This is a genomic window from Neobacillus drentensis, assembly GCF_036962125.1.
In the GTDB taxonomy this organism is placed as follows: domain Bacteria; phylum Bacillota; class Bacilli; order Bacillales; family Cytobacillaceae; genus Neobacillus; species Neobacillus drentensis_B.
Genome location: NZ_JBALOA010000019.1, coordinates 64,672 through 80,293, shown reverse-complemented (window position 1 = coordinate 80,293; position 15,622 = coordinate 64,672). Strand labels below are relative to the sequence as shown.

The 15,622-nt window shown below is 43.2% G+C and carries 17 protein-coding genes; all 17 read right to left on the bottom strand.

Features of this window, described 5'->3' with window-relative positions; all coding sequences use genetic code 11:
• Nucleotides 1–46 precede the first annotated feature (46 nt).
• The gene (locus V7121_RS17440) at nt 47–1,030 is read right to left on the bottom strand and encodes a gluconeogenesis factor YvcK family protein (RefSeq protein ID WP_335500954.1); all 984 of its coding nucleotides are present in this window, start codon (nt 1,028–1,030) and stop codon (nt 47–49) included.
• Nucleotides 1,027–1,920, bottom strand: coding sequence for an RNase adapter RapZ (gene rapZ / locus V7121_RS17435; protein ID WP_335500952.1), 894 nt, complete (start codon nt 1,918–1,920; stop codon nt 1,027–1,029). The genes V7121_RS17440 and rapZ overlap by 4 nt, the downstream gene beginning before the upstream one ends.
• A gap of 19 nt (nt 1,921–1,939) precedes the next feature.
• Nucleotides 1,940–2,398: an 8-oxo-dGTP diphosphatase gene (locus tag V7121_RS17430; RefSeq protein ID WP_335500950.1), complete on the bottom strand. Its 459-nt coding sequence runs from the start codon at nt 2,396–2,398 to the stop codon at nt 1,940–1,942.
• A gap of 419 nt (nt 2,399–2,817) precedes the next feature.
• Nucleotides 2,818–3,768, bottom strand: a complete 951-nt coding sequence (gene trxB / locus V7121_RS17425) for a thioredoxin-disulfide reductase (RefSeq protein ID WP_335500949.1) — start codon at nt 3,766–3,768, stop codon at nt 2,818–2,820.
• A 98-nt stretch (nt 3,769–3,866) separates the two neighbouring features.
• Nucleotides 3,867–5,360: a tetratricopeptide repeat protein gene (locus V7121_RS17420; protein WP_335500947.1), complete on the bottom strand. Its 1,494-nt coding sequence runs from the start codon at nt 5,358–5,360 to the stop codon at nt 3,867–3,869.
• 276 nt (nt 5,361–5,636) lie between these two features.
• Nucleotides 5,637–6,257, bottom strand: a complete 621-nt coding sequence (hisIE, locus tag V7121_RS17415; protein WP_335547302.1) for a bifunctional phosphoribosyl-AMP cyclohydrolase/phosphoribosyl-ATP diphosphatase HisIE — start codon at nt 6,255–6,257, stop codon at nt 5,637–5,639.
• Nucleotides 6,254–7,015, bottom strand: a complete 762-nt coding sequence (hisF, locus tag V7121_RS17410; protein ID WP_335547300.1) for an imidazole glycerol phosphate synthase subunit HisF — start codon at nt 7,013–7,015, stop codon at nt 6,254–6,256. The genes hisIE and hisF overlap by 4 nt, the downstream gene beginning before the upstream one ends.
• A complete protein-coding gene (gene hisA, locus V7121_RS17405) occupies nt 7,012–7,737 on the bottom strand; it encodes a 1-(5-phosphoribosyl)-5-[(5-phosphoribosylamino)methylideneamino]imidazole-4-carboxamide isomerase (protein WP_335500941.1) in 726 nt (241 codons plus the stop codon). The genes hisF and hisA overlap by 4 nt, the downstream gene beginning before the upstream one ends.
• On the bottom strand, nt 7,734–8,360 hold the full coding sequence (gene hisH / locus V7121_RS17400) for an imidazole glycerol phosphate synthase subunit HisH (protein WP_335547305.1): 627 nt from the start codon (nt 8,358–8,360) through the stop codon (nt 7,734–7,736). Before hisH ends, hisA begins: the two co-directional genes overlap by 4 nt.
• Before the next feature lie 96 nt (nt 8,361–8,456).
• Entirely contained in the window at nt 8,457–9,044 is a 588-nt protein-coding gene (hisB, locus tag V7121_RS17395) for an imidazoleglycerol-phosphate dehydratase HisB (RefSeq protein ID WP_335547299.1), read from the bottom strand.
• A 31-nt stretch (nt 9,045–9,075) separates the two neighbouring features.
• Nucleotides 9,076–10,353, bottom strand: a complete 1,278-nt coding sequence (hisD, locus tag V7121_RS17390; RefSeq protein WP_335547298.1) for a histidinol dehydrogenase — start codon at nt 10,351–10,353, stop codon at nt 9,076–9,078.
• A gap of 1 nt (nt 10,354) precedes the next feature.
• Nucleotides 10,355–10,993, bottom strand: a complete 639-nt coding sequence (gene hisG / locus V7121_RS17385) for an ATP phosphoribosyltransferase (RefSeq protein ID WP_335547296.1) — start codon at nt 10,991–10,993, stop codon at nt 10,355–10,357.
• Entirely contained in the window at nt 10,986–12,158 is a 1,173-nt protein-coding gene (locus V7121_RS17380; protein WP_335547295.1) for an ATP phosphoribosyltransferase regulatory subunit, read from the bottom strand. The genes hisG and V7121_RS17380 overlap by 8 nt, the downstream gene beginning before the upstream one ends.
• A gap of 333 nt (nt 12,159–12,491) precedes the next feature.
• A complete protein-coding gene (locus tag V7121_RS17375; RefSeq protein ID WP_335547294.1) occupies nt 12,492–13,025 on the bottom strand; it encodes an acyltransferase in 534 nt (177 codons plus the stop codon).
• A 4-nt stretch (nt 13,026–13,029) separates the two neighbouring features.
• Nucleotides 13,030–13,674, bottom strand: a complete 645-nt coding sequence (ppaX, locus tag V7121_RS17370) for a pyrophosphatase PpaX (protein ID WP_335547292.1) — start codon at nt 13,672–13,674, stop codon at nt 13,030–13,032.
• 25 nt (nt 13,675–13,699) lie between these two features.
• The gene (gene lgt, locus V7121_RS17365) at nt 13,700–14,518 is read right to left on the bottom strand and encodes a prolipoprotein diacylglyceryl transferase (RefSeq protein ID WP_335547290.1); all 819 of its coding nucleotides are present in this window, start codon (nt 14,516–14,518) and stop codon (nt 13,700–13,702) included.
• A gap of 20 nt (nt 14,519–14,538) precedes the next feature.
• Entirely contained in the window at nt 14,539–15,474 is a 936-nt protein-coding gene (gene hprK / locus V7121_RS17360) for an HPr(Ser) kinase/phosphatase (protein WP_335500927.1), read from the bottom strand.
• Nucleotides 15,475–15,622 lie beyond the last annotated feature (148 nt).

Here is a 15,622-nt window from a genome sequence, read left to right as displayed (position 1 = left end):
TTCCCCTCCCACTAAAAACAACGTGTGTTTTTAATTTGTACTATACTTACGTTTCATAACGCTTTTTGGTTTCAATTAAAAGTAGATTATATAAAATTTTTGCCACCTTTTTCGGATCATGTCGTAATGCCCCATTTTCCTGGTAAGCAATTTCGGCATGGACCACTTCGAGTCCTAATTCAAAAAGGCGCGGCAAGTCATATAGAACAGGGTCAGCCAGTTCTTCATTATAGCGGAGCTGGATATCCTGCGGTATCTCTTCATTATTAACAAGGATGGTATTGATAAACGCGCAGCTCATATGATCGTAAAGGGCCTTTACATGATCACTTGCGGTAAAGCCATGGGTTTCTCCCGCTTGGGTCATTAAATTACAAATATACACCTTTTTAGCCTGTGATTGGCACAGTTCATCTCCAATTTTAGGAACTAGCAAATTAGGCAGAATGCTTGTATATAAACTCCCTGGTCCAATGATAATTAAATCGGCTTGACGAATTGCTTGAATGGCCTCTGGTAAAGGACGAATATTTTCAGGCGTCATAAAGACTCGTTTAATTCGTTTACCAGAGTATGGAATTTTCGATTCCCCTGAGACAACCGTACCATCTTCCATCTCAGCATGGAGGACAACACTTTGGTTTGCTGCAGGCAGAACTTTCCCATGAACATTTAAAATCTTACTCATTTCCTGAATGGCGTGAACAAAATTACCGGTAATCGAAGTCATCGCCGCAAGGATTAAATTACCAAGCGAATGACCGGAAAGTTCATTCGATGTTTTAAATCGATGTTGAAACATTTCCTCAACGAGCGGTTCCACATCCGATAATGAAGCTAACACATTACGAATGTCGCCTGGAGGAGGAATATGCAAATCCTCACGCAGGCGGCCAGAGCTGCCGCCGTCATCCGCGACTGTCACAATAGCGGTAATATCGACAGGATACTGTTTTAATCCACGCAATAAAACGGGTAATCCTGTTCCCCCGCCAATGACGACAATCCTTGGCTGTCCGTAAATGCTCATGTTGTTTTTTCCTTTCTCCTTTCAATGTCACGATGAGAAATACATGTCTTATAATCATTTTGGAAAAATTGACCAAGATACTCTGCAAGAGTTACCGAACGATGCTGTCCGCCTGTACAGCCAATTGCAATGACCAGCTGTGCTTTACCTTCTCGTTTATAATGCGGAAGCATGAATGATAATAGATCAGTTACCTTTTCCAAAAACTTATGCGTCTCATTCCACTTTAATACGTAGCTGGAAACATCTTCATCCAGTCCTGTTTTAGGCCTCATATGCTCGATATAATGAGGATTGGGCAAGAAGCGCACATCAAACACTAAATCTGCATCAATGGGAATTCCATACTTAAAACCGAAAGACATGACATTGACAGTAAAGAGTGATTGTTTATTCGCGGTAAATTCCGTTAATATTTTCTCACGAAGTTCCCGCGGTTTCATCTGGGAAGTATTGTATATTAGTTGAGCCCGACCTTTTAGTTCTTCTAATAGCTCGCGCTCTAAAGTGATTCCTTCAAGTGGCAGTCCTGTCTGTGCGAGCGGATGTGACCGCCTTGTTTCTTTATATCTGCGCACTAATGTGGAATCATCTGCATCTAAAAATAAAATCTGCGGGGCAACCCAAGATGTTTCTGCCAGCTCATCTAAGCCTTTAAAGAGGTGGTCAAAAAATTCTCTGCCGCGCAGGTCCATCACGAGAGCAACTTTATTCATCTTATTCCCAGATTCCTTCATAAGTTCGAGGAATTTTGGAAGCAGGGTTGGAGGCAAATTATCGACACAAAAAAAACCTAAATCTTCGAAACTTTGAATGGCTACAGTTTTTCCTGCACCAGACATTCCTGTAATAATGACCATTTGAGTGTCATTTACTGCACCGGTACTCATTAATAATTCCCCCTATAAGTTAGCTTGGATCTAAACGATAACTGATTAGTTGAAAGTCTTTTGTATAAGTAAAAGTACCGTACATGATTCCTTTTCCATGAACCATATAATCTAGAATATGATAGTCGCCAGCAGCCATAGGCAAATTTTTTAATTGGTCAATCATTTGCCACTCTAACTTACCTTCTTCGGATTCGTCCAAATCAATGCCGTCTGCATCGGTTGCGACAAACGTAAACATCATCCACTCCGAGAGAAGCTGATCATTTTCTTTCATTATCATCGTAAAAATCCCTTTTAATTGTGGATTTTTCAAATAGATTCCTGTTTCTTCACGGTATTCCCTAATGCAAGAGTCCCGAACGGATTCGCCCGGCTCCATTTTCCCACCTGGAGCAACCCACCAGCCACGGCGTGGTTTTTGCAACAACAAAATCTTTTCGTCTCTTATTAATACACAATTGGTGACACGCTGCACAACATTTCACCCTCTTAATCAAGCATATACAATCTGACTACTCTCCAAAGAAGCATGCGTTTTTTTCTAGCAAGTGCCAATAAGGAAAGTCTAGGCTCTTTATCCTACAATAACTTTCAATTCATTCTTATTATTATACTATTTTTGGGAGACAGTCACAATGAATACAAATTTGATATTTCTGTTAATAAATTCAGATTGTTACTCTGACAACATTTTTTCTGATAAAAAAAGCGGTTTATAGTGTTGGAATAAACTCAAAAAAAAATAGCACAGGCTACGAGCCTGTGCATCAAAATATATTTTTAAAGGGGGTCAATTACTGTTTCTATCATACCGCAACATTATTGCATGTTTGTTACAGGAGAATTAAAACAGGGTTACGTTTTTGTAAATACCTTAACAGGAACCTTATTACGTCAGCTTTTTTGTTTCAAGCTCTCTTTAAGCTCTTCAACAAAATGCTGGGCACTTTGGGCGGCAATACTGCCATCTCCGGTTGCCGTTACAATCTGGCGCAGTGTTTTTTCACGAATATCACCCGCTGCAAAAATCCCCGCTACCTTTGTTTCCATGCGGTCATTCGTTTCAATATAACCATTTTCATTGGTGATTCCAAGGTTCATAAACGGCTTAGAAAGAGGGACCATTCCAATATAAATAAACACGCCGTCAGCAGGTAATACTTGTTCTTCACCATTTTCAGTAGAAACAAGTGTGACACTGCCAACTTTGCCATCTTTGTCATTAATGGACTTGATGGTGTGATTCCAAATAAAATCAACTTTCTCATTGGCAAAGGCACGGTCCTGGAGAATCTTTTGGGCACGCAGTTCAGAGCGTCGGTGGACGATGGTTACTTTAGAAGCAAAGCGGGTTAAATAAACCCCTTCCTCAACGGCAGAATCCCCTCCGCCAATGACAAATAGCTCTTTTTGTTTAAAAAAGGCCCCATCACAGACCGCACAATAGGAAACACCGCGGCCGCCTAGTTCTTTTTCACCTGGAACGCCAATTTTTTTGTACTCAGCACCAGTTGTAATGATCACTGAGTAGGCTTTGTATTGTTTCGAACCTGCGACAACGATTTTATAGTCGCCATGGTCTTGGATTTCTTTAATATCGCCATACGCATACTCAGCACCAAACTTTTTGGCATGTTCAAACATCTTCGTTGATAAATCCGGTCCTAAGATACTTTCAAAGCCTGGATAGTTTTCAACATCCTCCGTATTGGCCATTTGTCCGCCCGGCATTCCACGCTCAATCATTAATGTGGATAGGTTTGCTCGTGATGTATAAACAGCCGCTGTCATCCCCGCGGGGCCAGCACCGGCAATAATGACGTCATAAATTTTTTCATCAGACATGGTATAAACACTCCCTATATAAAAAAATACGATTAAGTAAGCTTATTGTTCCCTTACTTAATCGTATATAACAATTGTTTTATCGTCCACCAATATGCTTAATTCAAATAGTTATTCACTATTTTTACATATTTCCCAATGGTCGTAGAGGAAATCCCATAGCGCTCGGCTACCTCTTGCTGCGATACCTTTTCACTTCGCATTTTATGCCACATATACTCGACGGCCCCCGCCCAGGCACGTTTATTTTTCAAATGGAGTTTCTCTTTTGCAACTTCAACATACACGGAAAACCACATCAAATATAAACCAGACTCAATCGTTCCAATCGGGTGATGAGTTTCATAAAAAAGCTCAGCAATTTCCTGTGCATCTGCCGTCTTGGAAGGTTTTCCGGAACGAATTAATGAAATGTATTCCTTTTCCAAGGCTGTAAGTTTTTGATTTTGAAGCAGCCGCTTGGAAGTGATGATTTCTTCTTTTTTACTTGAAACAGTCGTTAGAAATAGGGCAAATAAGCGCTCTTCCACATAGTCACTGTCAAGTTTTTGGAAAATAGAACCAGAAAGGTCTTCAAATCCATTTCCTGCTGTATTTTCTTTGTTCCAGGGTTCTGAGCCTTCTTTATCTGGATTAAGCTCAAGCACCTTCTTCCAGATGCTATTTGCGAAATTCTCATTGCCCGTGAAATAAGCGGAATAAGAAAGCCAGTAGTAAAATGGTCCATCACCATCAAAGCCGTGTTTATATAATTTTTTCAGCCATAAATAGGCTAATTCATATTCTCCTACCAAAGCAAACGAAGCCCCAAGCTTAAACTGCTGTTCACTAAGGAGCGGTTGAATTTTCTTTAAGGCAGCAACCATCCCCGCCACATTTTCCTCATGTCCCTGATAATAGGCAAAGACAAGCCTATTACAAAGGGCATGGAGATTTCCTGGATTCCGCTCCAAGACATCGGCTAAGATCGACTCAGCCTTTTTCGTCTTCCCTAAATAAAAATAAGCCAGCGCCAAGTTGTTGTATGCAGACCAGTATTCTGGGTATTCCTTAACGACGTCTTTTAGTAGTTCAATTGCTTTTGGAAAGTATCCTGACTCCAACAGCTCACGTGCCTGTTCTTGTTTGACGATTAGGTCATCTTGAGGATAGAGATCATCCTCAAGGTCTTCTGCTTCAAAGGTAAGTACATCTAGTAAGTCCTCTGTGTCTTCGCTAAAATCACCATCCGGGTCAAGCTGTAAATAGAGTTTAGCGTGGTGATATGCATCTTTAAAAAATCCCAAATGGGCATAATTATTGGCTAAAAAGTAATGGCATTCCACCATTTCTTGATCAAGTTCTTCAAGGATGAGGTGCAAGAGTCGGTTGGAATTTTCAAACTCGCCCAGTTCTGTTGACACAATTGCCAACTGGCATATAATCATCGGTTCACCCGGCTCAAGCTGCATCGCCCGCCCAAGATATTTTTTTGCTTTAATAAAATCACGACGATGGAATGCCTTTAAACCCTTCGTGAAATAATATTCCCCCGTAGGAACAAATGTAAGTAATTTTCCCATATGAATTCTTGCTTTCGCATCTTTACCCATGAAGTCCTCCACAATTTTTAACATAACTAAGCTAGTATACCACACTAGAGAGTTGTTCGAGAAGAGAGAGTAAAATTCGGGTGAATTTTAGGTGGTTGACATTAGTGGGATTGGGAATTGGATTATTTTTACATTAATTGTAAAATAAATCTGATTTTTGTAAAATCATCCCTGTCTTTTGTAAAATAAAACTCTATTTTGTAAAATAAATCCTGATTCTGTAAAATAAATTTTTTTAGGAGCTTGTGAAGACCCCTAAAAGAAAAACCGGTCAATTTATGACCGGTCCTTGTGTCTTTCTTCTAATGTTTTCAAAACCTCTTTAAATGGAAGTCCCTGTTCAACCAACAACACCTGCAAGTGATATAGCAAATCAGCAGCTTCCCACCTTAGCTCCTCAGCGTCACGGTTTTTGGCAGCGATAATCACCTCAGCCGCCTCTTCGCCGACTTTTTTCAAAATCTTATCGACGCCTTTTTCAAACAGATAGGTGGTATAGGCACCTTCTGGACGTTCACGCTCACGGTCAATGATGACTTTTTCGAGCGATTGAAGAATATGATAGTCTGCGAGGCTAGAAGTTCCCCCCGTATACCCCCGTTCAGAAAAACAACTAACGGCACCGGTATGGCAGGCTGGACCTTTCGGGTAAACAAGGACCAATAATGCATCCTGATCACAATCATAATTCATGCTGACAACGGTTTGTGTATTTCCGCTCGTGGCACCTTTGTGCCATAACTCCTGACGAGAACGGCTGTAAAACCAGGTTTCTCCCGTTTCAATCGTTTTGGCTAGAGATTCCTCATTCATGTATGCAAGTGTTAATACTTCTTTCGTTCCCGCATCCTGAATGATTGCTGGTATTAACCCTTTATCATCAAATCGAACATTCATCGCACTGTCACTCCTTTTTCCCGTAAGTAACTTTTTACTTCATGTACCGAAGTCTCTTTATAGTGAAAGATAGATGCAGCTAAAGCAGCATCTGCTTTGCCGGCTAAGAACGCTTCCTCAAAATGTTCCGAATTTCCGGCCCCTCCTGAAGCTATCACTGGAATCGTGACCGCTTCACTGACTGCTTTCGTCAATTCCAGGTCAAATCCGTTTTTCTCGCCGTCACTATCCATGCTCGTAAGTAAAATTTCACCTGCACCTAGACGTGCTGCTTCAATAGCCCACTCAACAACTAGTTTATCTGTAGGTGTCCTGCCGCCGTGTGTAAATACGCGCCAAGTCCCAACTTCTTCATCATACTTTGCATCAATCGCAACAACGATGCATTGGGAGCCAAAATAACTGGCACCTTCCTTAATCAATTCAGGATTGAGGACAGCCGCAGTGTTAAGTGACACTTTATCTGCTCCGGCACGGAGGATTCTTTTCATATCCTCCAATGCATTAATGCCGCCACCAACCGTAAATGGAATTGCCAGCTCGGAAGCGACGGCCATTACGACTTCAACCATGGTTTTTCTGCCTTCCACTGAGGCGGAGATGTCTAGAAATACAAGTTCATCGGCTCCCTGCTCATCGTAAAACCGCGCCAGTTCTACCGGATCACCGGCATCACGAAGCTGCACAAATTGGATCCCTTTTACAACCCGTCCTTCTTTGACATCAAGGCAGGGTATGATTCTTTTTGTTAGTGTCATAGGGAGCCCACCTCTTTTAAAGCTTCCTTTAATGTGAAGCGATTTTCATATAAGGCCTTACCAACAATCGCTCCTTGAATCGGTTCGGAAGCAATAGCAGTTAAGTCTGCCAGACTACTTACTCCTCCGGAAGCAATCACATTTTTACCAGTCACTTCTCCCATTTCACACACCGCGGCAATATTCGGACCAGCCAATGTCCCATCAGTAGCAATATCGGTAAAAATAAACGTCTCCGCACCTGCATCTGCAAATCGCTTACCTAGCTCTACGGCCTTTACCTTTGAGGTATCGAGCCAGCCATGTGTGGCCACAAAGCCGTTTTTCGCATCAATGCCGACCGCAATTTTGGGACCGTATTTTTTTATCATTTCGATGGCGAACTCAGGGTTGGATACCGCGATACTGCCGATAATGACGCGATTCACGCCATTTTCAAGGTAGTGGAGGATATCTTCCTCCGAACGAATCCCGCCGCCAATCTGAATATTTACCTGTAGCTTTTGCGCTGCTTCAATCACAAACCGATCATTGACCCGCTTGCCATCCTTCGCCCCGTCAAGGTCCACCATGTGAATCCACTCAGCACCATCCACAGCAAAACTCTTGGCCATATCAAAAGGTGAGTCACCGTAAACCGTTTCTTGGTCGTAGTCCCCTTTGAAAAGTCGGACGCAATTGCCGCCGCGCATATCAATGGCTGGATAAATCGTTAAACTCATCGGACTGCCTTCCTTTCCTCCACCAGTTGTAAGAAATTAGCTAAAAGGGCCATGCCCAGCTTGCTGCTTTTTTCCGGATGAAATTGCATTCCAAAGATATTATCTCTGCCTACAACCGCAGATACTTGTTCGTGATAATTGACCTTTGCCAGTAACACGTCTGAGTTTTCCGCATCCAGATAATAGGAATGGACGAAATAAACATAGTCTTCTTCAAGATTTTTTAATAACGGTGATGTTTGCACAAATTCAAGCCGGTTCCAGCCCATGTGAGGAACTTTATAGGTTTGTCCGTCAGCGGTTTTCCCTGGAAAACGACGAACACTTCCTGGTAACAAACCCAGTCCTTTCGTGGGGCCATTTTCTTCGCTTTCTTCAAAGAGCAACTGCATCCCAAGGCAGATGCCAAGCAGAGGTTTACCAGATGCCGCAAATTCCTTGACTGTTTCCACTGGCAAACGCTCCATCGCATCACGAAAGGAGCCGACACCAGGAAGAAGCAAAGCATCCGCAGCCAGCAACTCACCTTTGTCCGCAGATATAAAATACTCCGCACCGAGCCTCTCCAATGCCTTGCTTACGCTAAACAAATTACCCATTCCATAATCAACAATGCCAATCATCCCTACCATCCTTTCATGGTGCAATGCTCATGGTGCCTTTACACCTATTCGTTATATTTTTCACATGGTACCTGACACCACTGCCTCTAATTTCTTCTAGAGCATGCCCTTTGTTGATGGGACGCCTTTGATGCGCGGGTCAATGGTGGTGGCTTCGTCAAGGGCACGGCCCAATGCTTTAAAAACAGCTTCGATCATATGGTGTGTATTTTTTCCGTAGTGGACGATGACATGGAGATTCATCCGTGCTTCTAAGGCTAGTTTCCATAAAAATTCATGCACGAGCTCCGTATCAAATGTACCCACCTTCTGGCCTGGAATTTCGGCACGCATTTCAAGATGCGGACGATTGCTGAGATCGACAACCACCTGAGCTAACGCTTCATCCATCGGGACAAAGGCATTCCCATAGCGCTTAATTCCACGTTTGTCACCCAATGCTTCACGTAAGGCCTGTCCGAGACAAATACCGATATCCTCTGTGGTATGGTGATCGTCGACTTCTGTATCTCCATTTGCATTCACTGTCAGGTTGAATTGTCCATGCTTCGCGAATAAATCAAGCATATGGGTCATGAACGGGACACCCGTTTCTAGTTTGGACTGGCCTTCACCATCCACGTCAAACGTTAACTGAATTTGTGTTTCATTTGTGTTCCGTTCAATACTTGCGCTTCTTTCCATGAAAGGGACCCCCTTTTAATTGTTCAGTTCATTAATTTCCATCATTTTTCAAGCGGATTTCAACAGCTCGTGCATGGGCTTCGAGCCCTTCCTTCCGAGCAAACTCGGCAATTTTTGCTCCGTTGTCCACTAGTGCCTTCTGGCTGTAAATAATCACGCTCGATTTCTTCTGAAAATCGTCCACATTGAGCGGACTCGAAAAACGGGCCGTACCGTTCGTCGGTAGCACATGATTCGGCCCGGCAAAGTAGTCACCAACCGGCTCCGAGCTATAACGGCCGATAAAAATGGCGCCAGCGTGTCGGATTTTCCCAAGCACCTCGATTGCATTTTCAGTAATAATTTCTAAATGTTCTGGAGCCAACTGATTGACCGCCCCAATCGCATCCTCGATAGTTTCTGTTAAGTATATCGCACCATAATCGGTAATCGATCGGGATGCAATGTCTTTTCTTGGCAGTACCTCTAGTTGGTTCGCCACCTCAACCGCAACAGCTTCTGCTAGAACACTGGATGGTGTCACCAGAACACTGCAGGCGCGCGGATCGTGCTCGGCCTGTGATAATAGATCGGCTGCCACCTCGTCGGCTCGTGCCGTATCATCTGCTAAAATGGCAATCTCGCTAGGGCCGGCAATCATATCGATGTCGACATCCCCGAAAACTTCTCGTTTTGCCAAGGCAACAAAAATATTCCCTGGTCCGGTTATTTTATCAACGGGGTTAATCGACTCTGTTCCATAGGCAAGTGCCGCAATCGCTTGGGCCCCGCCGACCTTATAAATTTCTTTCACGCCAGCTTCTTTCGCCGCGACAAGAACGGCAGCTGGTAATTTTCCTTGTTCGTCTGGTGGTGATACCATCACAATCCGCTTCACTCCAGCCACTTTCGCCGGAATGACATTCATCAGAACGGAGGATGGATAGGCGGCTGTTCCGCCAGGCACATAGACACCGACTGAATCGAGCGGGGTTATTTTTTGCCCTAAAACCGTGCCATTTTCTTCTGTCGTCATCCATGATGGACGCAGCTGTTTTTCATGGAAGGAGCGAATATTTTCCGCAGCCTCGCGGACGATGGAAATAAAACGCTCATCTACCTGCTCGTAGGCTTCCTCTATTTCCTCTTCAGAAACAGTAAAAGAATCTAAGTGGACGCGGTCGAATTTCTCCGTGTATTCTCGTAATGCATCATCACCGCGAGAACGGATCGCTGAAATAATTTCTTTAACTACCTTCACCTGCTCGGAGGTACCAGATTCAATCGAACGCTTAATCGATACAAGGTCATTCACCTTTACTATCTTCAACTTACTCCACCTCCACAGAGACCACTTTACTTAGCCTGGTTACCAGCTCATTAATCTTATTATCTTTGATCCGATAGCTGACAGGATTAACAATCAAACGTGATGTGACATCAATAATTCTCTCGTACTCCACCAGACCATTTTCTTTCATTGTCCGGCCGGTGGAGACAATATCGACAATTCGGTCCGATAAACCGATAATCGGGGCCAATTCGATCGAACCGTTTAATTTAATAATTTCAACCTGCTCCCCTTGCTCACGAAAATAAGCTTCCGCGACGTTTGGATATTTTGTAGCCACTCTTGGAGCCACGTCATTCATTTTTGTATTGGGAAGGCCCGCAACGGCCAAATAGCAGGCGCTAATTCGCAGGTCAAGAAGTTCATAGACATCTCGTTCTTCCTCAAGAAGCACATCCTTGCCGGCAATTCCAATGTCGGCGACGCCATGCTCGACATAAGTAGGAACATCCATCGGCTTCGCAAGGATAAAACGAAGACTCTCATTTTCAACATCTATAATTAATTTTCTTGAATCATCAAATTCCGGCGGAAGCTGATACCCAGCTTCCCTTAGGAGGTCAGCTGCTTCTTCAAAAATCCTCCCCTTTGGCATCGCAATCGTAAGTATATTATTCATCGGCACGTCCTCCGAGTAGATAGGTAGTATCCGCAAATTTCTTTGTGTAGACATCGAGATTTTTGACGCCATTAATATCCTGGAGTACGGCCCGCAGCCCTTGTTCATGCATTTTCTCGGCTAATTGGTAGGCTTCCCTTCGGCGCTCTTGACTGAAGAGGATACAGGTAGCTGTATTTTCAATATCATAATGTCCAAGTGCTTCTAATAATCGGTCAAGATGAACCGCAAACCCGGTAGCACTGGCATTTTTACCAAACTTCTCTATTAAGCTGTATCTGCCGCCATTCCCGATTGGAAAGCCGACATTTCCTGCATAAACCTCAAATAAAATCCCAGAATAGTAACTCATATGACTGACAATTGTAAAATCAAATTTCACTTGATTTTCTACGCCATAATCTTGTAAACAATCCCATAATTCCTGGAGCTGGAGTAGAGCAAGCTTGCCTTGCTCATTTTCAATCAAGTCAAATGCCCTGCCAATTACCTCGACGCCTCCCCTTAAATCAAGGAATTGAAGGAGCCGTTGTTTATCTATTGATGATAGGGACAGCGCGTTGACATGCTCGCGGTAGCCGACATAATTCTTTTCATATAGGAATCTTCTTAACGCATTGGTCCGCTCATCAGTACCAAGGATTTGTAAAAATAATTCTTGGGCAAAGCCAATATGGCCGATGGAAACTTGGAACTCCTTTAATCCTGCTTTTTTCAAAGAAGAAATAAGCATAGAGATGACCTCGCCATCGCATGAAACAGTTGTGTCATTTAAGCATTCTACACCGATTTGTTCAAATTCTGCTGGACGGCCGCCTTCCCGCTGCTGGGCCCGAAAAACATTGGCAGAATAGGCTAACCTGAGCGGCATATCTTCCTGCAACAGTTTCGATGCAGCGACACGTGCGATAGGCGCAGTCATGTCTGGTCTAAGAACTAATGTATGTCCCTGTTTGTCGAGAAGCCGGAACAGCTGTGCATCCTGGATGGCTGATGCCGAACCAACTGTTTCATAGTATTCCAATGTTGGGGTTTCAATAAATTGGCAGCCCCAAAGTTTGATGGTGTCTTCCATTAATGTACGAATCCGGTGTTTCTTTTCATATAACTCTGGCAGCGTGTCTCTCATGCCTAAAGGCTTTTCAAACATAAATAAGCGACTCATTAAGCTCATCCTTTATGGTTAATTTACTTAATTTTTAAATTTAAAAATACTTTAGTCTGCTAATGTGATAATGAATTAAAGTAGTTTCAGTTTACCGCTAGAGGGATTATTCGTCAATGAAAAAATCTGAATTTTTGGGATGGGATTCTGTGGAACTCAGACGGTATACCGCTCAATTAAATCCCGATTCCGCCAAAACTGGAATTAATTCCGCGAATCTAACACGGTATTCCGCCAAATTTCCGAATTTTCCCGCGAAACGACAATTTTTATAGTAAGTTTACTATAAAAAAAGCCTGGTTGCGAAAACCAGACTTAATAAATCAAAATATTTTATTTTTTCTGCCCATAAATCATATCATCTTCCCAGCGCTTCGCTAATTCTTCCTTTGTATAAATGATACGCATCGGGTTTCCTCCGACGAACGCCCCTGGAGGAACATCCTTATGAACAAGAGTCCCGGCGGAGACGATTGCCCCATCCCCAATCGTGATTCCAGGTAGAATGGTTGAGTTTGCACCAATCATCACTTCACTGCCAATCACTACAGGGCCAAGCCGGTATTCTTTTATTAAATATTCATGGGCAAGGATGGTTGTGTTGTATCCAATCACTGTATTGCGGCCGACACTGATTTTTTCAGGAAACATGACATCAAGCATGACCATTAAGGCAAACGAGGTGTGCTCACCAACCTTCAGTCCTAGAAACACCCGATACAGCCAATTTTTCATCCCCAAAAACGGGGTGTAACGAGCCAATTGAATCACAATAAAATTCCTGACAACTTTCCAAAAAGGCACGGTCTTGTAGACATGCCATAAAGAGTTCGCCCCTTCAACCGGGTAGCGGGTCGTATTCCTCATGTTCTCACTCTCCGAGGATCGTTAATAAATCAGCCATGTTCTCCAGAATATAATCTGGTTCATATTTTGCAATATACTCTCTGCCTTTAATCGACCACGCACAGCCGGCTGTTGCTGTTCCAGCATTCTTACCAGCTAGAATATCGTGGTAATTATCTCCGACCATCATCGTCTCTTCAGGAGTAGAATCCAGCTGTTCCAGTGCCATAAAAATAGGCTCAGGATCTGGCTTTGTCTTGCTGACGTGATCATAGGCAACAATAACTTCAAAAAAGGCATCCAGGTTCATAAGGCGAAGACCTTTCATCGTCACATCATGACGTTTGGTCGTAACAATCCCCAATTTGTAGCACTTTTCTTTTAAAGTCCGCACAGTTTCCAACACCCCAGCAAACTCCCTCACCAAGTTATCATGGTTACTGATGTTAAAGGCCCGATATTCTAAAATCATTTCTTCCACGCGATCTGGATCAATGGTGCCAAAAGCTTCATGGAGTGTCGGTCCCATAAACGGCAATACATCCTCACGCTTGTACTTGTTTGGATAATATTTTTCCAATGTATGTAGGTAGGATGTAATAATTAATTCATTTGTATCAATTAATGTCCCATCTAAATCAAAAAGAACGGTCGTAATTTTGTTAGTCATCTGTTGCTTCCTTTCTTACTCAAGGTTAACTATTTTCTTGATCTAAATAACGCCTGTCTGTCATTTGTTTCGTACGACGATAGATCAAAATCACCAGCGCACCGACCACTAGAGCAATCGAAATCGTTTGCGCCATCCGCAGGCCGCCAAGCATTAAACTATCGGTGCGCAATCCCTCGATAAAGAAACGGCCAACAGAATACCAAATCACATAGGTAAGGAACAATTCCCCGCGGCGGAAATTGACGCGGCGAAGGAATAGTAAGAGGAAAAAGCCTGCAAGGTCCCAAAGCGATTCATACAGGAAGGTTGGGTGATAATACGCTCCATTAATATACATTTGATTAATAATAAATTCTGGCAAATGCAAGTTTTCAAGAAAGGCTCTGGTGACTTCCCCTCCATGCGCTTCCTGGTTCATGAAATTTCCCCATCGGCCAATCGCTTGTCCGAGAATAATACTTGGTGCCGCTATGTCAGCAATTTTCCAAAAGGAGATTCCCCGCTTCTTAGCAAACACATAGGCTGTCAGTACGGAACCAATCAGCGCACCATGGATGGCAATCCCGCCATTCCAGATTTGCGGGATATCCGCCGGATGATTGACATAATACTTCCATTCAAAAATGACATAATAGATACGGGCAGAAATAATCGCAATTGGGATCGCCCAAAGCATTAAGTCCGCAAACGTGTCTTTCTCCAGTCCCCTACGATTTCCCTCCCTTATGGCAAGGTACAAGGCAAGGGCCAAACCTGATCCAATAATAATTCCATACCAATGAACCGCAATTGGTCCAAGTGAAAAGGCTATCGGATTCAGCGGTTGAATAGCTTCATTCATTTCTCTATCTCCTTTTCCCCTTAAATCTCATCATGATCCCCGTCTTCAATGACATCGGACAGGCGCTCAGTGAATTGCTGCGCCGCATTTACACCCATTCGTTTTAGACGGAAATTCATCGCTGCCACTTCAATAATAACGGCGAGATTTCGTCCCGGACGGACAGGGATCGTCATCTTCGGAACATCGGTGTCAATGATTTTCATTTTTTCTTCATCTAAACCTAGACGGTCATATTGCTTTTTCGCATCCCAAATTTCTAAATTCATGACAAGGGTAATCCGCTTATTACTGCGAACCGCTCCCGCTCCGAATAAAGTCATAACATTGATGATCCCTAGTCCGCGGATTTCCAGTAAATGTTCGATTAAATCAGGGGATGTACCGACCAAGGTATCCTGGTCTTCCTGGCGAATTTCAACGCAGTCATCGGCTACTAATCTGTGACCTCGCTTAACCAATTCTAAGGCTGTTTCACTTTTACCAACACCGCTTTTTCCGGTAATTAATACCCCAATCCCATATACGTCCACCAAGACGCCATGAACAGCGGTTGTAGGCGCTAACTTACTTTCTAGGTAATTCGTCAGACGGCTGGAGAAACGAGTAGTTTTCATGCCCACACGTAAGACCGGAACGGATTCACGCTCGGATGCTTCAATCAGTTCGATGGGTACCTCAATGTCGCGGGTAACGATAATCGCTGGGGTAATATCCGTGCATAAACGATCCATTCTCGAAGCTCGTTCACTTTCTGACAGCATTTCAAAAAAAGAAAGCTCGGTTTTACCCAATAACTGAATTCGCTCAGCAGGATAGAATTCAAAATAACCGGCCATTTCAATTCCTGGCCGTGAAATATCACTCATGGTGATTGGGCGGTTAATTCCCTCTTCGCCGCTAATTAATTCAAGCTTAAATTTCTCGACGATATCTTTAGTACGTACTTTTGGCAAGGAAAAATCCTCCTTATACGAATTAATTTATTCTTAAAAATTCCATTTCCACTTATTTTAGCATTTTTTGATGAATAACCATACTTTCATGGCTAAAAAATTCGCATGCTCCCACTTTGTTATTTCTGCCAAGAACAAAAGGCGCAAG